20 protein-coding genes are annotated in these 18,277 nt (G+C 69.5%); 7 read left to right on the forward strand and 13 right to left on the reverse strand.

Annotated features, from left to right (window positions below; genetic code table 11):
- The first annotated feature begins 542 nt into the window (after positions 1-542).
- The gene (locus BCL67_RS12710) at positions 543-1,409 is read left to right on the forward strand and encodes a VOC family protein (RefSeq protein ID WP_106123851.1); all 867 of its coding nucleotides are present in this window, start codon (positions 543-545) and stop codon (positions 1,407-1,409) included.
- 2 nt (positions 1,410-1,411) lie between these two features.
- On the opposite strand, the gene BCL67_RS12715 is transcribed toward BCL67_RS12710, so the two are convergent.
- The 4 genes from BCL67_RS12715 to BCL67_RS12730 all read right to left on the reverse strand — a co-directional run bounded on the left by BCL67_RS12715 (position 1,412) and on the right by BCL67_RS12730 (position 4,656).
- Complete coding sequence (locus tag BCL67_RS12715) at positions 1,412-1,924, reverse strand: MarR family winged helix-turn-helix transcriptional regulator (RefSeq protein ID WP_106123802.1); 513 nt, start codon at positions 1,922-1,924, stop codon at positions 1,412-1,414.
- 149 nt (positions 1,925-2,073) lie between these two features.
- A complete protein-coding gene (locus BCL67_RS12720) occupies positions 2,074-3,135 on the reverse strand; it encodes an NAD(P)-dependent alcohol dehydrogenase (protein ID WP_106123803.1) in 1,062 nt (353 codons plus the stop codon).
- A gap of 122 nt (positions 3,136-3,257) precedes the next feature.
- A complete protein-coding gene (locus BCL67_RS12725) occupies positions 3,258-3,698 on the reverse strand; it encodes an OsmC family peroxiredoxin (RefSeq protein WP_106123804.1) in 441 nt (146 codons plus the stop codon).
- 115 nt (positions 3,699-3,813) lie between these two features.
- The gene (locus BCL67_RS12730) at positions 3,814-4,656 is read right to left on the reverse strand and encodes an alpha/beta fold hydrolase (RefSeq protein ID WP_106123805.1); all 843 of its coding nucleotides are present in this window, start codon (positions 4,654-4,656) and stop codon (positions 3,814-3,816) included.
- Between the two features lie 147 nt (positions 4,657-4,803).
- Between BCL67_RS12730 and BCL67_RS12735 the strand changes: the two genes are divergently transcribed.
- The gene (locus BCL67_RS12735) at positions 4,804-5,412 is read left to right on the forward strand and encodes a TetR/AcrR family transcriptional regulator (protein WP_106123806.1); all 609 of its coding nucleotides are present in this window, start codon (positions 4,804-4,806) and stop codon (positions 5,410-5,412) included.
- Complete coding sequence (locus BCL67_RS12740; RefSeq protein WP_106123807.1) at positions 5,409-5,963, forward strand: DUF3995 domain-containing protein; 555 nt, start codon at positions 5,409-5,411, stop codon at positions 5,961-5,963. The genes BCL67_RS12735 and BCL67_RS12740 overlap by 4 nt, the downstream gene beginning before the upstream one ends.
- Here BCL67_RS12740 and BCL67_RS12745 read toward each other — a convergent pair.
- The 4 genes from BCL67_RS12745 to BCL67_RS12760 form a co-directional block, all read right to left on the reverse strand.
- Positions 5,941-7,011 carry a CorA family divalent cation transporter gene (locus BCL67_RS12745; RefSeq protein ID WP_106123808.1) on the reverse strand — a complete coding sequence of 357 codons (1,071 nt, stop codon included), beginning with the start codon at positions 7,009-7,011 and terminating at the stop codon, positions 5,941-5,943. The two genes, BCL67_RS12740 and BCL67_RS12745, sit on opposite strands and share 23 nt — an antisense overlap.
- Positions 7,012-7,126: 115 nt before the next feature.
- On the reverse strand, positions 7,127-8,836 hold the full coding sequence (locus tag BCL67_RS12750; RefSeq protein WP_106123809.1) for an ABC-ATPase domain-containing protein: 1,710 nt from the start codon (positions 8,834-8,836) through the stop codon (positions 7,127-7,129).
- On the reverse strand, positions 8,833-9,888 hold the full coding sequence (locus BCL67_RS12755) for a hypothetical protein (protein ID WP_106123810.1): 1,056 nt from the start codon (positions 9,886-9,888) through the stop codon (positions 8,833-8,835). The genes BCL67_RS12750 and BCL67_RS12755 overlap by 4 nt, the downstream gene beginning before the upstream one ends.
- Positions 9,889-10,143: 255 nt before the next feature.
- On the reverse strand, positions 10,144-10,503 hold the full coding sequence (locus BCL67_RS12760) for a DoxX family protein (RefSeq protein WP_258175055.1): 360 nt from the start codon (positions 10,501-10,503) through the stop codon (positions 10,144-10,146).
- A gap of 41 nt (positions 10,504-10,544) precedes the next feature.
- Here BCL67_RS12760 and BCL67_RS12765 point away from each other — a divergent pair, with 41 nt between their 5' ends.
- The gene (locus BCL67_RS12765; protein ID WP_181256007.1) at positions 10,545-11,396 is read left to right on the forward strand and encodes a UbiA family prenyltransferase; all 852 of its coding nucleotides are present in this window, start codon (positions 10,545-10,547) and stop codon (positions 11,394-11,396) included.
- 94 nt (positions 11,397-11,490) lie between these two features.
- Here the strand turns inward: BCL67_RS12765 and BCL67_RS12770 are convergent, their stop codons facing one another.
- The 3 genes from BCL67_RS12770 to BCL67_RS12780 are packed head-to-tail and all read right to left on the reverse strand — an operon-like array spanning position 11,491 to position 14,465.
- Positions 11,491-12,648, reverse strand: coding sequence for an FAD-dependent oxidoreductase (locus BCL67_RS12770; protein ID WP_106123811.1), 1,158 nt, complete (start codon positions 12,646-12,648; stop codon positions 11,491-11,493).
- Positions 12,641-13,378 carry a methyltransferase domain-containing protein gene (locus tag BCL67_RS12775; RefSeq protein ID WP_106123812.1) on the reverse strand — a complete coding sequence of 246 codons (738 nt, stop codon included), beginning with the start codon at positions 13,376-13,378 and terminating at the stop codon, positions 12,641-12,643. The genes BCL67_RS12770 and BCL67_RS12775 overlap by 8 nt, the downstream gene beginning before the upstream one ends.
- 4 nt (positions 13,379-13,382) lie before the next feature.
- Entirely contained in the window at positions 13,383-14,465 is a 1,083-nt protein-coding gene (locus BCL67_RS12780; protein WP_106123813.1) for a type III polyketide synthase, read from the reverse strand.
- A gap of 110 nt (positions 14,466-14,575) precedes the next feature.
- Between BCL67_RS12780 and BCL67_RS12785 the strand changes: the two genes are divergently transcribed.
- The gene (locus tag BCL67_RS12785) at positions 14,576-15,805 is read left to right on the forward strand and encodes an acyltransferase family protein (RefSeq protein WP_219886512.1); all 1,230 of its coding nucleotides are present in this window, start codon (positions 14,576-14,578) and stop codon (positions 15,803-15,805) included.
- Here BCL67_RS12785 and BCL67_RS12790 read toward each other — a convergent pair.
- On the reverse strand, positions 15,732-16,286 hold the full coding sequence (locus BCL67_RS12790) for a mycothiol transferase (RefSeq protein WP_106123854.1): 555 nt from the start codon (positions 16,284-16,286) through the stop codon (positions 15,732-15,734). The genes BCL67_RS12785 and BCL67_RS12790 overlap by 74 nt on opposite strands.
- Before the next feature lie 42 nt (positions 16,287-16,328).
- The gene (locus tag BCL67_RS12795) at positions 16,329-17,186 is read right to left on the reverse strand and encodes an SDR family oxidoreductase (protein WP_106123815.1); all 858 of its coding nucleotides are present in this window, start codon (positions 17,184-17,186) and stop codon (positions 16,329-16,331) included.
- Between the two features lie 110 nt (positions 17,187-17,296).
- Here BCL67_RS12795 and BCL67_RS12800 point away from each other — a divergent pair, with 110 nt between their 5' ends.
- Both BCL67_RS12800 and BCL67_RS12805 read left to right on the forward strand, forming a co-directional pair.
- Positions 17,297-17,632, forward strand: a complete 336-nt coding sequence (locus BCL67_RS12800) for a winged helix-turn-helix transcriptional regulator (RefSeq protein ID WP_106123816.1) — start codon at positions 17,297-17,299, stop codon at positions 17,630-17,632.
- A 258-nt stretch (positions 17,633-17,890) separates the two neighbouring features.
- Entirely contained in the window at positions 17,891-18,109 is a 219-nt protein-coding gene (locus tag BCL67_RS12805) for a hypothetical protein (RefSeq protein ID WP_146131162.1), read from the forward strand.
- Positions 18,110-18,277 lie beyond the last annotated feature (168 nt).

Genomic DNA, 18,277 nt, shown 5'->3' on the forward strand with positions numbered 1-18,277 from the left:
GCTTCTCCTGTCGTTTTTCAGAAGCTGGTCACCGCTGCGGGCAGGGCGCCTGCGGCGGTCAGTCATCCAGTCCGAACCCAGAACAGTTCAGGGCAGTCGGTGGGCGGGTCATGCTCGGCATCCACGTTAGAAAACAAGCCCTCAACGCTGTCATCCTGCGCCGGGGCGTCGTGCCTCTATCAGCGATCCATGCTCCGCCGCGACCAGCCTCTGGGTGACAACACCCCCCGGATCATGGGGTGACTGGGGGTAAACGATCATGCCCAGAGACCGGACCGGCCAACACCACTTATCCTGCCGGAGAAACGGTGTCCTTAGAAGCTAACGGGGGGACATCGGGTGCTTCCAGCCTACGGGCGCCACCTGCGCACTGACCTGGATCGGGGCAAGGGGTGCCAAATCTCACGTTCAGCGCTACACTTAAACTTGTACCTACAACTAAAAGCGTCGGTGATCCGCACCTTCCGGCCACCCCCAAGCTCAGGAGAGACCCTGTGTCCGAGATCCTCGACGCCGTACGCACCCTCAGTCCCGCCGCCGCCATGGACGCAGTCACCCTGCACGTGGGCGACCTCGAGCTGATGTCGGACTACTACGGCACGGCGCTCGCGCTGACCCCGGTGGAGGAGGCGACCCGGGGCCGACAGGTCCACCGGGTGCTCGGACGCGAGGGGATCACGATGCTGCGCCTGATCCATACTCCCGGGCTGCCTCCGGTGAACCCGCGCGAGGCCGGGCTGTTCCACACGGCGTTCCTCTTCGAGACGCCCGGCGCGCTGGCGGCCACCGTCCAGCGGGCCGCCACGGACCCGCGCTCGCGATTCGTCGGCTCTGCCGACCACCTGGTGAGTGAGGCGTTCTACTTCACCGACCCCGAGGGGAACGGCATCGAGCTCTACCGCGATCGGCCGCGCTCTCAGTGGAGCCGGCGCAACGGGGAGCTGGCGATGGACAACCTCCCGCTGCACCCCGGCGAGTATCTCCAGCAGCATCTCGACCAGGAGGATGCTTCAGTGCTGCGCGCCGCGGGCTCGGTCGGTCACGTGCACCTGCAGGTCGGCGACCTGGAGCGGGCCCGGAGCTTCTATGTGGATGCGCTGGGCTTCGAGACGACCGTGAGTAGCTACCCGGGAGCGCTCTTCGCCGCCGCAGGCGGATACCACCACCACGTGGCGATGAACACCTGGAACAGCCGTGACGCGGGGCCACGGGCCGCCCGGCTCGGCCTCGGCGACGTCGCCATCACCGTTCCGCACCGGGAGGACCTCGACGCGCTGTCTGCCCGGCTGCGAGGACAGGGCATCACCCACGACGACGACGGTCGGCGGATCAGCACCCGGGACCCCTGGGGCACCCAGGTCACCGTGGCGCTGCCGGGCAGCACCGTGGATGAGCTGCTCGCACGCTGAGCTCAGCCGGTTCCGGGACCCGGGATCGCGTCGTGCTTCGCGTAGACCGGACGCATGGCGTCCCCGGCATCGAGCCGGTCCAGGATGCTGCTGGTGATCTCAGTCAGCTGAGCGACCTGTTCGGCGCTCAGCCCGTCCAGGACCAGGGAGCGGACCGCCTCCACGTGGCCCGGGGCTGCGGAGACGACCTTCGCCCAGCCCTGTTCGGTGAGCGAGGCGTTGGTGGCGCGTCGATCCTCTGTACAGGGCTGCCGCTGCACGTAGCCGCGGCTCTCCAGTCGGGCGATCACATGAGAGAGTCGAGGCAGCGAGGCGTTGGTGACCTGCGCCAGATAGGTCATGCGCAGGGTCTTGTCCTCGGACTCGGAGAGCACCGAGAGGACCCGATAGTCGAAGTGGGTCAGCTCGGCGTCGCGTCGGAGCTGACCGTCCAGCGCACCCGGCAGCAGCTCCAGGATGGACGCGAGCCGCACCCAGGCAGCGAGCTCGGTCGAGGTCAGCCAGGGAACACTCATGGGACGGTCCTTCCCTTTGGTCTGCCGATTGGTTTCTTCTACAACCTTACGCCGGCGGAGAGACGCACATCGGCCCGCCGCAGCAGAGCTGGTCAGCTCTGCTGCGGCGGGCCGATGACGCTGGTGACCAGCCGGTGTGCCTGCTGGGATCAGGCGGCGGCGGCCTGCTCCAGCGATGCGATGTCGATGACGGCGCGGTAGCGCACGTCACCGGAGACGACCTTCTCGTAGTACTCATCCACCTGGTCGGCGTTGATCAGCTCGATCGTGGAGGTGATGCCGTGCTCGGCGCAGAAGTCCAGCATCTCCTGGGTCTCGGGGAGCCCGCCGACCATGGAGCCGGCGTAGTTCCGACGCATGCTCAGCAGCGAGAACATCTGGAAGGACTGCTCCTCGCTGGGTGCGCCGACGTTGACCATCGTGCCGCCGCGGCCCAGCAGGCCGAGGAAGGAGTCGAGGCTGACCGAGGCGCCGACGGTGTTGATGATCAGGTCGAAGCTGCCGGCGAGATCCTTGAACGCCGAGCCGTCCTCGGTGGCGCGGTAGGCCTTGGCGCCGAAGGCGAGGCCGTCTTCCTTCTTGCTGTCGGTGCGGCTGAGCACGGTGACATCGGCGCCCATGGCGGCGGCGATCTTCACGGCCACGTGGCCGAGTCCGCCCATGCCGATCACGCCGACGTTGACGCCGGGGCCGGCGCCGTAGCGCTTGAGCGGGGCGTAGGTGGTGATCCCGGCGCAGAGCAGCGGGGTGGCCGCGGCGGGGTCCAGTCCCTCCGGGATGTTCAGCACGAAGTGATCGCGCACCACGATCTGCTGGCTGTAGCCGCCGTGGGTGTTCTCACCGTTCTTGTCCTGGCCGTTGTAGGTGCCCACCACGCCCTGGCTGCAGAACTGCTCCTCACCGTCCTTGCATGCCTCACACTCCATGCAGGAGTCGATGAAGCAGCCCACGCCCACGGTGTCGCCGACGCTGAACTTCGACACCGAGGAGCCGACCTCGACGACGTCGCCGATGATCTCGTGGCCCGGGGTGATCGGGAAGGTGGTGCCGCCCCATTCGTCGCGGACCTGGTGGATGTCGGAGTGGCAGATGCCGGCGTAGCGGATGGCGATGCGCACGTCGTCGGCGGCCAGGCTGCGGCGCTCGAGCGTGCGGGTGGTGAAGCTGGACTCGGCGCTGTCGGCCTGAAGTGCAGTGATCGTCGTGGTCATGAAGGGTGAGTCCTTAAAGCTGGGGGTAAAAAGTGGTGGACACGGCGCAGGGCCGCGGCGGGCAGTTCATGCTCGCCGCGACCCTGCGGCAGTGTGGTGGACCCGGACGGGTCCGTCGCCGATCAGCTCTCGAAGGTGGCGTCCAGAGTGATCTCCACTCCGGTGAGCGCCTTGCTGACCGGGCAGCCGGTCTTGGCCTCTTCGGCGGACTTCAGGAACGTGTCCTCGTCGATGCCGCTGACCTCGCCGTTGACGATCAGCTTGATCCCGGTCAGCTGGAAGCCGCCCGCGGGATCGGCGCCCAGGGAGACCTCGGCGCGCACGTCAAGGGCTTCTACGGTGCCGCCGGCGCCGGAGAGCACGGCGGAGAGCTGCATGGCGTAGCAGGAGGAGTGGGCTGCTGCGATGAGCTCCTCCGGGCTGGTGCTGCCGTTGGCCTCTTCGGCCGAGCGCTTGGGGAAGGACACCTCGTAGGTGCCGATCTTGGAGCTGCTGAGCTCGACCTGGCCGGAGCCCTCTTCGAGTGATCCGTTCCAGGCGGTGCGGGCTGTGCGTGTAGGCATAGTGAGTCTCCTTGAGTGTGGTTGCGCAGGATGGATCTCCGCGGGGCGGATCTGCGCAGGGTGGGTGGGTTCAGCGTCAGTCTTGCCGCTGTGTCCGGATGCTTCCTGGACGTGATCAGCCGCGCAGGAAGGTCAGCAGATGCTCGTTGACCTCCTGGGCGTGGGTCCAGAGCATGGCATGGGGGGCGTCGTCGATCTCGTGGTACTCCGCCGAGGGCAGCGCCTTGTGGAAGACCCGTCCGGTGGAGTCGATCGGCAGGATGTTGTCGGCGGTGCCATGGACGATCAGCGCGGGGACACCCGAGCGGCCGACGGCGGCGACGTCCTCACGGAAGTCGGTGAGCCAGGTCGGCTGGGCCCAGACCGAGGCGTGCGGGGAGGCGGCGTAGGCGAGGCTCTTGTGCGCCGCGAGGGCCTCCTCGCTGAGCCGGCTTCCGAGGGTGTCCTTGGTGTTGAAGAAGTCATCGAAGAACGCCGTGAAGAAGGCGTAGCGATCGGTGGAGACGGCGTCGAAGAGGCCGTCGAAGACCTCCTGCGGCACGCCGGTGGGGTTGCCCTCTGTCTGCAGCAGGAAGGGCTGGAGCGAACCGAGGAACACCGCCTTGCTGACCCGGTCCGAGCCGTGGTCCGCCAGGTATCGGGCGACCTCGCCGGTGCCCATGGAGAAGCCCACCAGCACGGCGTCGCGCAGGTCCAGGGATTCCATGAGGGTGTTGAGGTCAGCGGCGTAGGTGGTGTAGTCGTGTCCGGTGGTGGGGCGGGAGGACTTCCCGAACCCGCGACGGTCATAGGTGATGACGCGATAGCCCGCGTCGAGCAGCGCGGCGGTCTGCTTCTCCCATGAGGAGCCGTCCAAGGGGTAGCCGTGGATGAGCACCACGGGCTGGCCCGCGCCGTGGTCCTCGTAGTAGAGCGAGATGTCTGTGCTGTTCTCGGTTCCGACGGTGACGTGAGACATGTCAGTTCCTCCTTGAGCTCGGAGAACGTTCGTTCTCCACGAGTCTCAGCCTAAGAGAACCGCCGTTCTCTGGCAAGTACACTGGCATGACGGCACCATGAAGAGCACGGAAACTCATACGCACAGACACCGAGGAGAGGCCTGAGGATGACGCGTCAGGGGGACGCACGCCGGCACGAGTCCGCTGACCCGTTGCGCCAGGTCATCATCGAGGCGGCGGATGAGCTCTACTACGCCAACGGCTTCCGCGCCGTGGGCATGGACGCGCTGCGTCAGCGCGCCGGAGTCTCGCTCAAGCGCCTCTACACGGTGTTCCCGTCCAAGGAGTCCATCGTGCTCGCGGTCCTGGACTACCGCCACCAGATCTGGGCCGACGAGATCGCCGCCGCGGTGGCGCAGCAGGCCACCCCGCGCGACCGGCTGCTGGCGATCTACGACTACCTCGCCGGATGGTTCCGCTCGGACTCCTTCCGCGGCTGCGTCTTCATCAACGCCTTCGGGGAGCTCGCCAGCGAATCACCCGCCGTGGCGACCAAGGCCGCTGACCATAAGCGTGACTTCCGCCGCTACATGGAGCGGCTCGCGACCGAGGCGGGGTTCTCCGAGGAGCTGGGGGACCAGCTGATGCTGCTGGCCGAAGGCGCGCAGACCACCGCGGCGATCACCGGAGACTCCTCGATGGCGCTCAAGGCGCGCCGCGCGGCAGAGACGCTGCTGGGCGCCGAGGCGTCCGCGCAGGCTCAGTCGGTGCCGTGAGCAGGTCCACGGCCCTGATCTGGTGGGCCGGCCTGCTGGGTCTGCTCAATGCGGCGCCGAGCTACTACTGGGCCTTCGGCGGCGACGCGCTGCTGGGGACCATCGGAACCTGGCTGATCGATCTGCGGGACGAGATGCCGGTGCTGAGCATTCTCGCCCTGCTCGGGATCGCGGTGGGCAAGACCCTGGCGGCGCTGATCCCACTCGTGGCCGCACGCCTGCTGAAGGCCCGCGCACAGTCCTCGCCCGGCCCGCGGTCGGCCTCGGCGGCGTCTGCCCCTTCTATGGGGTCCCGTCGGCAGGCAGCCAGCAGACTCGGGCAGCGCCCGGAGCTGTGGTGGAACCTCTCCCGGCTGATCGCCGCGGCGCTGATCCTCTATGGGGCGGCTGGTCTGCTGGTCAACGCCGGGCTGCTGCTCTGGCCCGGGCTGGACCTGCAGGATCCCACCGCCCGGCTCGGCCAGGCGCTGCTCTGGTATCCGATGCTGCTGAGCTGGGGACTGGTGCTGGCGGCGGGCCTGCGCCGGCTCAGAGCCACTGCCGCCGCTTGAACACCGCCCACAGGGTCACGCTGAGCCCGACCATCAGCGCCACCGCCACCGGATAGCCCCAGGCCCATCCGAGCTCGGGCATGTGCCGGAAGTTCATCCCGTAGATCGAGGCGATCAGCGTCGGGGCGAAGAGGATCGCCGCCCAGGCCGATATCTTCTTGCTCTGCTCGCCCTGGGCATAGGAGGCATCGGCGAGCCGGCGCGTGGCCTCGTTCTGCTCGATGGTCAGCAGGGTCGAATGCAGCGCCACGGCGTTCTCCAGGTGCGAGCGCAGCAGCTCCACCCGGTCCCGCATCCGCCGGGTCCGCATGATCAGATCGGCCCAGGTGGAGGACTCCTCGCCGGGGGTGCTGGACTCCGCGGCGTCGGCGGCGCGCTCGGTGGCCACCGACTCCAGCGGGCGCAGCGCCCAGTCGAAGCGATGCACCTTCTGGAGCAGCTGGTAGATCCGGTGCGAGAGCTCTGCATCGAGCCGGGCCTCCTGGAACAGGACTCCCTCCATGGCCTCGATCGCGTTCTCGAGCTCATCCAGTGCCACCGGGTATTCCCGCAGCACCGCACCGAGCAGGCCCGCGACGGCATCCGAAGCGGTCACCGAAGACCGGGGCCGCGACCGCAGCGCAGTCTCCAGCAGGGTCTGCAGGCCCAGCGGCGCCTGCCCCGGCTCGACGGCCTGGACGGTCACCACGAGTCCGACCGCGGTCAGGACGCGCAGCTCCGAGAAGTAAAACCTCGTGGTCTGGGTTGACTCCTCGGCGCTGGTGGTGACCCGGTGAAGCACCGCGGCCACCGCCTCCGGGGAGGAGGCATGAAGCGGAAGCCGACTGCGGTTCCCGCAGAGGAACTCGTGCTGGGATTCGCGCAGTCCCAGTGCCGCCGCGGTGGCGGCGAAGTCCGGAAGGTCCTCTCCGGTGAGGTCCACCCAGAGCAGCGTCGTCACAGGGCCGGTTGCAGGACCGCTCGCAGGACTGTTCTCGGGGGCGTGCACCACGGACTCCACGGCGCAGCTCGACCCGTCGGCGGTGAACCGCCGCATGGTGATGGCCATTGCGCCCCCTGGGATGCCGGGGAGATCAGGACCTCCCTGATGCCCGGCTGGATCTCAGGGTAGCTCAGCGCTGGTGGTGCCGGGCGCTCGCAGGACCTGCTCCGCCAGGCGCCGCTCAGTGCAGCGACAGGCCGCGGTACCGGTTGATCGCGGCATGGATCTCGTGGGTCCGTGGGCGGGCCAGGTGACCGGGATGCCCGGGCCGTGAGGAGAGCGCGTCGAGCCCTTCGGCGTCGAGCCGCTCCACGAGGGCAGCGACCAGCGCGGGGATGTCGCGTTCACCATCGGACTGCTCGGCGAGGCGGTCCAGCGCCTTGGCCAGCGCTTCGGTCTGCGCGGGGTCCACCAGCTGAGCCACCGCGGTGAGGTCGATGTCCTCGCGGCCGTACTGGATCATCCGGTGCCCACGGCTGCGCGCGGGCTTGGTCTTCTTCGCCGGGTGCAGCGAGGCTCGACGCGGAACCCGTGCGGGGTTCGCGGTGAAGACGGCTGAGCCCGAGGCGGCTGGGCGCGACGTCGTCGCCTGGTGGTCAGCGGCGATCCGGTGCGCCTGCGCGGTGACCTCGCGCAGCTGATAGTCCTGCAGCGCGATCACCTGGTCGGCGACCTCGAAGAAGGCGCCGGAGCCGCCGGCGACCAGCACCGTGGAGACGCCGCGCTTGGTGAAGAGCGGGCGGACCCGGTCCACGAAGGGGGTGATCGGCTCTCGATCGGCGGGGATGAGCTGGCGCATCCGGTCATCGCGGATCATGAAGTTCGTCGCCGAGGTGTCCTCGTCGATCAGCAGGGCGCGGGCTCCGGCCTCCACGGCCTCGACCAGGTTGGTGGCCTGGGAGGTCGAACCCGAGGCGTTGGTGCTGGAGAAGCTGCGGGTGTCGGCTCCGGAGGGCAGCCCGGAGATGAACGGGGAGATGTCGACGCCGACGGCGCTGCGACCGTCCTCGGCGCGGATCGAGACGGCGGTGGGTCCGGTGATGACCCATTCACGGCCGTCGCCGGCGATGTGCGGGTAGACCCCGCGCTCGATGGCGCGCAGCAGGGTCGACTTGCCGTGATAGCCGCCGCCGACGATCACGGTGACGCCCTCGGGCACGCCCATCCCGGTGACCTCTCGGCCGCTGGGCAGCGTGAAGCTGCGGCGCAGCGTCTCGGGGCTGGTGAACTCGACCGCGTCGGCGCCGAGCGGGAGATCGGAGTCTCCGGCCCGGCGCGGCAGCACCGAGCCGTCGACGGCGAACGACACCAGCTTGGCCGCGCTGAGCTGGGCGCGCAGGTCCTCCTGATCGCGCAGCAGCGTCACATGGGCGCGCAGCGCCTCGGCATCGAGGCTGGCGTGCAGCAGCGAGTCCTCCGCGAGGCGGGGAAGGGTCTCGGTGAGCAGCCGGGCGGCTTTCCGGCCCAGCGCCTTGCGGCCCGCCGCAGGCAGCGCCACGGTGAGCCGCGCCGTGATCGCCTCGTCGGTGATGACCACGCTGGTGCGCTCGAGCACCTGCTGCCCGGGACGGCCGATGCCGATGCCCTCGGCGCCCGAGTGTCCGGAGGAGCCCGCGCCCGAGCCGGCGGCCTCGGCGAAGGCGCGGGTGAGGAAGTCGCTCGCGGCGATCCGGCCGAGCCGGTCATCGAGCAGCTCGGGCGGCAGGGCCGCATCCTCGCGGGAGACGCTGATCCGGATCAGTGAGGGCGGGGCGTACGGGTCCACCTGGACCTTGTCCACGTGCAGCGTGAACCGACCGAGGTCATAGCGGCCGTGCAGCTGCTTATAGGAGGCGTAGCCCCTCCCGTCGAGGGAGGTCAGGGTCTGCTGCAGGGTCTGCTGATCGCTCATGCGCTCTCCGTGTATTCGCGCTGGCGTTCGCGCTGTCCGTGGGTCAGTCGACGCAGATCCACGCCGGAGTCGAAGCTTGATCCGATGGCGCCCGCGAAGACGCCCATCCCGGCGCTGAACCAGGCGATGTTCAGATAGTTGAGCACGGTGACGTCGCTGCCGAGGGTCATCGCGAGATATTCGGCGTCGATGATCACCAGCCCGGCCACGAAGATGACCCCCACCAGGAAGAGGTAGAACATCAGGATGCAGGCGAGCAGGGTGATCGCGGTGGACCCGTTGTAGAGGGTGACCACGGTCGCGAGGCTGCGGTTCTTGGGCCGGTCCCAGAGCCCGTCGCGGATGATGAGCCAGATGATCATGGTGGTCACCGCGGCGAGTCCGACCAGCACCAGCCGCAGCGGGCTCAGCGCATCGGCCATCTGCCAGATCGAGCTGTAGAAGATCCCGAACGCCCCGGTGGCGGCACCTGCGGCCAGGGCGCCGGAGAGCTTCGGGACGGTGCGCAGCGGATCGTTGCCCAGCACCATGCCCAGTACGGTCCGTGGACCCCCGGTGAGGGTGTGGGCGAACAGGCCCAGCCCTTCCCCGCGCTCGGTCGCCCTCCACCGGCTCCAGCGCTGGTCGAATTTCTTCGGATCCGGTCCGGTCCCGGAGGGGAGCAGGCGCAGCAGCGAACCGGTGAAGACCTTGCGGATGCGGCTCTTCGTGGCCCAGGCACCCAGGGTCGGGCAGGAGACGATCGCGACCTTGTTCTCCGGGAAGATCTCAGAGATCAGCGGATGACCCTTGGTGTGGCGGGGAATCTCGGTGAGCATGATCACCGCGTCGGCCTCGGCGTGGTCCTCTTCCATCTCACGCACCGCGTCGATGTCCAGGGTGGCGTCGGGGCGGATGCGCAGCATCCGGGTCGCGGAGGAGACGGTGACCTCGCCGTCGAGGAGCCGGCGGGCGTCCTGGGCGAAGTCCTCCTGGATGGAGTTCACGCGCCGGGTGGGAAGACCCGGGTCGGCGAGAAGCCTGATGTGGAACGGTTTCGCGGGGTCAGGCACAGCCTCAGGTGCTCCTTAGCTGTCGATGATGGGGTTCCACCATGGTGAGGTCACCCTCCCGTCGGGCCGGCGGCCCAGCAGGATGTGCATGGCGCGAGCGGGCGAACTCACTCTAGGCGAAGCGCGGTGCCGCGATCCGCCAACTCCAGGTTCACCGGTTGGCTGAGCTGGTCACGGTCTCCAAGACCGCCCTTCACGGTAAACACGGGACCCCCGGCCGTGTCGAACTCGGGGTCCCACGGGGGCGGGGGTGACCTATGCCTCGCGGGCGATCCGCCAGGCTGTGCGGACCAGGGGCACCTGCAGCGGCAGCCGGGCCAGGGTGATGGTCCGCGCCGTCGGCCGGTGCCAGTATCGCTTCACCGAATAGATGTTCGCCGGGTAGACGGCGAGCATCAGCGCCGCGGTGCAGACCCCGCCCGCCCGTCGGGTCGCCGGAACCGCGAGCAGTGCCGCGCAGCCGAGCTCGGCGACCCCGCTGGCGTAGGTGATCAGACGCCGGTCGCCCAGCTGCGGCGGGACGATCGCGTCGAAGGGCGCCGGCCGCAGGAAATGCATGGTCCCGGCGACGCCGAGGAGTGCGGCCATCGATGCTGCGCGCTGGGTGCTGTTCATGGGTCCTCCGGGTTGAGATAGCGGGGTGAGAGACTGAGCTGATGACGATCCTGACAGTGACTCGAGGCTTGTGGGGATCCTCTCATCCCGGGCCGACCGTGGTGGTCACGGTGCTCGCCGCCGCGCTCGCGGTCTCGACCGGACTGGCGGGGGAGCGGATTGCGCTGCTTGCGGCTGCGGTGTTCCTCGGTCAGCTCTCGGTGGGCATCTCCAACGACGCCTTCGACGCGGAGCGGGATCGCGCCGTCGGACGCACCGACAAGCCGATCGCACGCGGGGACCTCAGCGTGCGCGCCGGCTGGACGGCCGCGATCGGCTGCCTGGTGCTCGCTTTGCTGCTCTCGGCTCCGCTGGGTCTCGGGCTGCTCGGTGCGCATGCGGTCTTCCTGGCAGCCTCCTGGGCCTATAACGCCGGGCTCAAGGCCACGGTGTTCTCGCTGGCCCCGTTCCTGCTGGCCTTCGGACTGTTCCCGTCGTTCGCCACCCTCGCGGCACCGGATGCGACCTTCGCCGCGGGCTGGGCCTGGTTCGCCGGGGCGGCCCTGGGCGCCGCGATCCACCTGACGAATGTGCTCCCCGACCTCGACGACGACGCGCGCACCGGCATCACGGGCCTGCCGCACCGGCTCGGAGCCCGACCCTCGGCGGCACTGGCTGCCGCGGCGGTGCTCGCCGGGGGGACCGCCGTGACCGCCGGAGCCGCCGAGTGGCAGCTGCAGCAGATTCCGGTGATCTCGTGGGTGTTCTTCGTCCTGGTCAGCGCGGTGGCGCTGCTCGCGCTGGGCATGGCGCTGCGGGCACGGTCCGGGCGGGTGCTCTTCCGGCTGGTGATGCTGGCAGCGCTGCTGCTCGCCGCCCAGCTCGTGGTGGCCGGCGGCTCGCTCGCCGGCTGAAGACCGGTCCCTCCGAGGACAGGCTGGCTCAGGACAGGTCGTCTCAGGGCGGGCCAGCTCAGGGTGGGCCGGTCGAGACTCCTGTCGACCGAGGTCAGGCCTGGACGTCGAAGCCCATGGCGTAGGCGTGTGCGAAGAGCCGGCCGGCACCGGGACCCAGCATCAGGCGCACACCGTGTCGCCGTGCGGCGTCCGCCGTCGGGGTCAGCGGTCGGCCGAGCCGGGTGTTCAGCGCCGCCAGCTGAGCCGCCCGGCGGGCCGATCGCAGCCGGGCGCGCTCCCACTCTCGAAGCTCCGGCTCCGGGGCGTTGCCGGTGCGGACCCAGGTGGTCAGCAGCGGGGCCAGGGTCGCGGCATCGAGGAGTCCCAGATTCATCCCCTGACCGCCGATCGGACTGACCTCATGGGCGGCGTCGCCGATCACCAGCAGCCGCTGATTGCGCAGCGCCGGCGCCACGAAGCGGCGCACCCCGAATCCGCTGACCACTCCGGTGAGCGGCTGGCCGAGGGCTGCCAGCCTGCGTTCCATCCGGTCGCGCTGGGCTGCGGGGTCTTGAAAAGCGGGGTCCTGGGGGGCGGGGTCCGCGGAGGCTCCCGGGGAGTCCCAGGCGACGAACCGGCGTCGTCCCTGGGGCAGCGGAAAGGACTCCAGCACCCCGGACGGCTCGAGGTGGACGACGGCGGTGCGCGCCTCCTGGTGCTCGCCAGCCTGGTCGTCGGAGACGTCCGCGTCGGTCATCAGGTAGCGATCCGGGTAGATGTGCGCGAGCGGAGATCGGTAGACCAGCTCCCGGGAGCGCTGTCCACCGGCGAGCACCACCAGCGGGGCGCGGCGGGTTCCGGCGTCGGTGTCGACCTCGACATACTCGGCGGTGGGGCGCAGTGCATGGACGCTGATTCCGCGCTGGGGGGCCGGCGCGATCTGGGCGAACACGGCCTCGGTGCCGGACTGCGGAAGCGTGGCGACGAAGGGGAACCGGGTGGAGAGCCGATCGAAGCGCACCTCGCCGAGCACCCGGCCCTGGGAGCGCGCCTCGCCACGGGGCACCCGGACGGCCTGCTCCAGCAGGCCTGCGGTGAGCCCAGAGTCCTCCAGGGCGGCGAGCACCGGGGCATGGACTCCGATGGCGCGGCTGTCCCCGCTGCCGGCTCCGCGCTGTTCCAGGATCTCCGCGTCGATCCCCGCGCGGCGCAGCAGGCCGCCCAGCAGCAGACCCACGGGTCCGGCGCCGATCACGATCACCTCAGCCACGGCCGGGCGCTTCCGCGATCAGCCGGAACGCCGCCGGGGAGCTCACGGTCCACGCGGCGCCCAGGGCGGCGGCGAGCTCCTCGGGCCGGTAGCTGCGCCGGATCGACCGCAGCCCGTCGGTGCGCAGGAAGGTCCCGGGTGCGAGCGGGGTGATGCCGACCGCGTAGAGGCTGTAGGCGAGCCGACCCCGGGCGATGTCGCTGTGCAGCACGGTCCCGGTGGAGAGCCGCCTGGAGGCCTCGGTGAAGTCGAGCAGACCCGGGGCGTCGAGGTGGTGGAGCACATGGTTGGACACCACGACGTCGAAGCGCTCCCCCGCGGCCAGCAGCGCGTCGGCATCGGCGCAGAGGAACCTCACCGACGGTGCGCCGTGAACGCCCTGTACCCGCTGGAGCCGCTGGTTCTGGGTGTGCTGAGCGGCCTCGTGGGCACGTGGATCCGGGTCTGCCCCGGTCCAGTCCACCTGAAGGCCGTCGCGGGCCGCGAGCTGCGCGAGGCGGGTGACCACGTCTCCGCCGCCGGAGCCCAGGTCCAGCACCCGGGCGGGCCGGTCCAGGCGCAGCAGCGTCGGGCGCAGTCGCCGGCGGTAGACCTGGTCCCAGCCGGAGATCAACCGGTTGACCAGGTGGAACCTGCGCAGGGTCGCCTCGAGGCGGACCGGGTCACAGTCAGGGTCATCCATGAGCTCACGCAGCTGTTCGTCACGGACGGAGAGGTTGACCGGGCTCATCGGATCACCGGGTCTTGCGCAGCAGGGCCGACTCGACGGTGAGCCCGGGCCCGAAGGCCAGGGCCGCGATCCGGCCGCTGACCTCGGGGTCCGCGAGCAGCCGACGCAGGATGAACAGGATCGTCGCGCTGGACATGTTGCCGTGGTCGCGCAGCACCCCACGGGAGGCATCCAGTGCGGTGGGCTCGAGCGCCAGGCCGGTCTCCACCCGGTCCAGGACGCTGCGGCCCCCGGGGTGCACGGCCCAGCGGGCGGGGGGCTCCTCCTGGCCGAGGAACCGGTCCACGGCGGCGCGGATCTCGCGTCCGATGATCCGGGGCACCTCTGCGGAGAGGCGCATGTTGAATCCGCGATCCCCGATGGTCCAGACCATATCGGACTCGCCCTCGCTGGTCAGCGCGGTGGCGAAGCGTTCCAGGGTGATCCCGCCGGGGGTGCCGAGGGTCTCGTCCGCGCTGACCACGGCGGCCGCGGCGCCGTCGGCGAAGACCGAGGCCGCCACGATCTGCTCGGAGTCCGCGGTGTCGCGGATGTGCAGCGAGCAGAGCTCCACGCAGACCACGAGCACCACGGCGGTGGGCTCGGCGGCGGTGATCTGGGAGGCGGTGCGCAGCGCGGGCAGTGCGGCGGCGCAGCCCATGAATCCCAGGTGGCTGCGTTCCACGGTCTCCGGCAGGCTGAGATCGCGGATCAGCCGGAAGTCCAGGCCCGGGGCGAAGAATCCGGTGCAGGAGACGGTGACGACGTGAGTCACCTGGCTCGGTGTCAGAGCCGCTTCGGTCAGTGCCGAGCGGGCGGCGTCGGCGGCGAGGTCCGGGGCAGTCTGCCGGTAGAGCTCGTTGCGGGTCCCGGTGGTGGGGGCGAGCAGCGTGGAGCCCTCACCGACGAACACCCCGTCCGGGGTGCCGCCCAGGCCGGTGAGCACCGAGTGCCGGGTCTCGATGCCGGCGGCGTCGAAGGCCGCGCCGATGAGCCGCCGGGTCAGCCGGCTGACATCGGGCTGGTCCGCGAAGAAGGCGCGCAGATCCTGCTGGGGCACCGAGGTCGCCGGGAGCGCCGTGCCGATGGAGATGATGCGCGCGGACATGTCACCACTAAACCATGACGACGCCCCTCGCGGCCGTCGAGGTCGGCGCGGAGGCCACGAAAGCAGGAAAAGTGCTTGCCGAAACGGGACAGCTGGTATTTGATGATCGCGTGAGACCAGATTCGGTGCCGCCGGCACGGGACGCCACCATCGACATCGCGAAGGCGCTGGCGATCATCCTGATCGTGCTCGGGCACGTGTGGCGGGCGTTCGAGCCGGCTGGTCTGGTGCAGGACCCGCTGCTGACCCAGGTGGATTCGGTGATCTACATGTCCCACCTGTCGGTCTTCGCCTTCCTGGCGGGACTCTTCGTGGCCTCCGGGATGCGGCGCGACGGTGAGTGGCACTACGCCAGATCCCGCTCCGTGACCTTCCTCTGGCTCTATTTCCTATGGTCCACGCTGCAGCTGCTGATGAAGATCGGCGCAGGCTCGGCCGTGAACGATCCGGTGGATCCGGTCGAGCTGCTCATCATCTGGGAGCCGAAGGAACAGTTCTGGTTCTTCGGCTGGATCACGGTGATGATGCTGCTCGCCGCCGCCGCGAAGCCCTGGCGCAGCCAGGGGGCCGCCGTCCTGACGCTGAGTGTGGCCGCTCTCGGCTCCGCTGCGGTGTGGGGCCTGAACTGGCGGATCCTCGGCGGCGAGGGACTGGCGCTGACCATCTTCTTCTTCCTCGGCGTGGTGCTCACCGGCAGGCGCCTGCTCCGCTGGGTCCAGCGGGTGCATGTCGGCTGGGCGGGCGTGGTCGTGATCGGGGCCGGGGCCGTGTGGGTGGTCCTGGGTTACACGCTGCTGGCCACCCCGCCCACCGCCTATGGTGACATCCGCACGCCTGCCAGCGTCGGGCTCGGATTCATCGCCTCGACTGCCGGCGTGCTCGCAATCCTCGCGGTGGCCCTGCTGCTGGCACGGATGGGAACCCGCACCCGCTGGCTGGCGCGCATCGGCGAGCTGTCGCTGGTGATCTTCGTGGCGCATGTCTTCTTCACCGCAAGCACCCGGATCCTGCTCAGCATGCTCGGGGTCGAGGCCCTCACCCCGCACGTGGTGCTGCCCACCCTGTGCGGGGTGATCGGACCGCTGGTGATCTACGCGGTGTCGCAGCGGCTCGGCCAGGACTGGCTGTTCGAAGCCCCGGAGTGGCTGCGCCAGCTCACCGGAGCCGCGCCGAGTCGAGGCGCCGGGGCCGCCCGCTCCACAGCTGACGCGTCAGCCGCCCCCGAACCCGATGGGCCTGTGCCCGGTGCGCGTCCGCCCGTTGCGCCTACGCCTGAGGATCCTGGGCCCGAGACTCCCCGGCCTGAGGTCCCTCAAACGCGGCAGGATCCATCCCGGTGATGTAGGCGGCCTGGGCGATGTGCGCCACGGCGTCCAGCGAGATGCTGATCAGTCGTGCCGCCCGGGTGACCGGCGGGTCCCAGTGGGCGTCGATGACCTCCTCGAGGTCTGCCTCGTCCAGAGAGTCCAGGTAGGACAGCTGGGCCTCGACGACGGCGCGAAGATGCTCCACCAGCAGGTCCGGGTCGCTGACCCGAATCTGCCGAGCCTCGGGGCCGGTATGACCGAACCCCATCTCCCGGTCGCCGAGGTCCAGGTCGAACTGTCCGGCGAATCCCTGCGCCGTCCAGACCGGCTCCTGCCCGGAGAGGCCGGCGAGCTGCTCGTCGATCTCCCGGGCCGAGTGCCAGAGCAGCCAGGCGATCGAGTTGTCGTGATGCGGGTGCGCGTCGAGCACCTCCCGGGTCAGGGCGGGGCGCAGCGCCTGCGCCTCCTGGAGCGGGCGGCGCGCGATGTCCTTGAGAATCTCGAGGCTGCTCATGGTGGTCACCTGTTCTTCCGTGGTCGGGGGAGGCGGCTGCGTTCAGTCGGCGAGCAGCGCACTGACGTGCTGCTTCAGCGTCGTCGTAGGCCGTCCGAGGAGGCGGGCGAGCGTGCCGTCGGAGTCGGCCAGCAGTCCCTCGGCGATGTTCGCGTCCAGTGCCGTGACGAAGCCTGCGGTGCCCTCGTCGAGACCGAAGCTCTTCAGCGCGGCGAGGTGCTCTTCGGTGGAGACCTCCTGGACGATCACCTCGCGTCCGGAGATCTCGGTGATGGTTGCGGCGAGCTCCTCGAAGTCCCAGGGGTGATCGCCGCTGAGCTCCAGGACGGCGCCGTCGTGCTCGTCGGAGAGCAGAACGACGGCGGCGGCTTCGGCGTAGTCCCGGCGCGGGGCGCTGGCGATCTTGCCGCCCGCGGTGCTGGTGAGCAGGGCGCCGGTGGCGGCTCCCTGCCGGATGGTGTCGTCGTAGTTCTCGGTGTACCAGCTGTTGCGCAGCACGGTGTGGGTCAGCCCAGAGGCGTCCAGGAGCTCCTCGGTGGCCTTGTGCTCCGGGGCGAGCACCAGGGCGGAGGTCGTGGCCTTCGGGGCGCTGGTGTAGACCACGGTGGCGCCGACCTTCTGCGCGGCGTCGATCACAGCCAGGTGCTGGGCGACCCGCTGACCCACCTCGCTGCCAGAGATCAGCAGGATCTTCTCCGCATCGGCGAAGGCCGCCTCGAGCGTGGCTGGATCGTCGTAGTCGATCCGCGCGGTGCGCACGCCCATCGCGGCGAGCTCGGTCAGGGCCTCGGGGCGGCGGCCGCCGGCGACGATGTCGGAGGGGGCGGTCCCGCGGGACAGCAGCTGCTCGATGACCTGGCGGCCCAGGTGGCCGGTGGCTCCGGTGACGACGATGCTCATATGCGTTCTCCTTCGATCATGGCACCCGTGTGGTGCCCTGATGGGGTCAACGGTGTTGATTCGCAATCGCTTCCCAAAAGTTAGTACGCACTTTGAGGTAAGTTGCTCGCATGACCGTCGCCTCAGTTCTCAGCGCCAACTGCCCCAGCCGCACCCTGCTGGAACACGTCACCAGCAAGTGGGGCGTGCTGGTGATCCTCGCCCTCGCGCAGGATTCGGCGCGATGGAGCGAGCTGCGCCGCACCATTGGAGGGGTCAGTGAGAAGATGCTGGCGCAGACCCTGAAGGTGTTGGAGTCCGACGGGTTCGTCGCGCGGCTGGATCACGGCACCATCCCACCGCGGGTGGAGTACTCGCTGACCGGTGCGGGGGAGGAGCTGGCAGCGCACCTGCTCCCGCTGCTCAGCCTGATCGAGGCACACGTGAGCACCCGCGAGGAGCAGTGAGGCCAAGAGCTGCGCGGCGATCGCCGGCAGCAGTCTCTGGGGCGGCTGGTGAAGTATTCCCGCGGCTCGGATGACCAGTCCTGCACGAGGGATCGGACCTCGTCCCAGATCCAGGAGGGGAGTCCGGCGCCGGAGAGGACGAGCAGGACAGTGGACATGGCCTCGATGCTAGGAACAGCCGGCGTGAAGCGGAAGGCCTCGTCTGCTGCGGCTGACCGGGGACCTATGTGAAAACACCAGCTCGATAGGCTGTTCGGCATGACGGAATCGCACGGAGAGGCCGTGGATCTGATCCACTACGCGGCGGGGATGAAGAAGCAGTTCACCGCGACCGGGTATGTGGTCAAACCCAGCCGGACTCGCCTGCTGATGATCTTTCACCGCGGTCTGGGGCGGTGGCTGCCACCAGAAGGATTGGTCGATGTCACCGTGAAGGAGAGAAAGCCAGCTTCGGTGTGCGTCAGTTCGATGTGCTGAGGAGGCAGCTCCGTCACCACGGCGGCCTCTTCCCGGTTTCGGCAGACGAGCTGTCCGCGCGTTCGACGTGCCGCACCAGGCCTAGCTGTAAGAGGGCGTGACGTTATTGACACCGATCGGGACCAGTGAGGCCGGCGGCATCTCACCACAGGCAGTATGCGGACGATG

Source organism: Nesterenkonia sandarakina (assembly GCF_003003175.1).
Lineage (GTDB): Bacteria > Actinomycetota > Actinomycetes > Actinomycetales > Micrococcaceae > Nesterenkonia > Nesterenkonia sandarakina_A.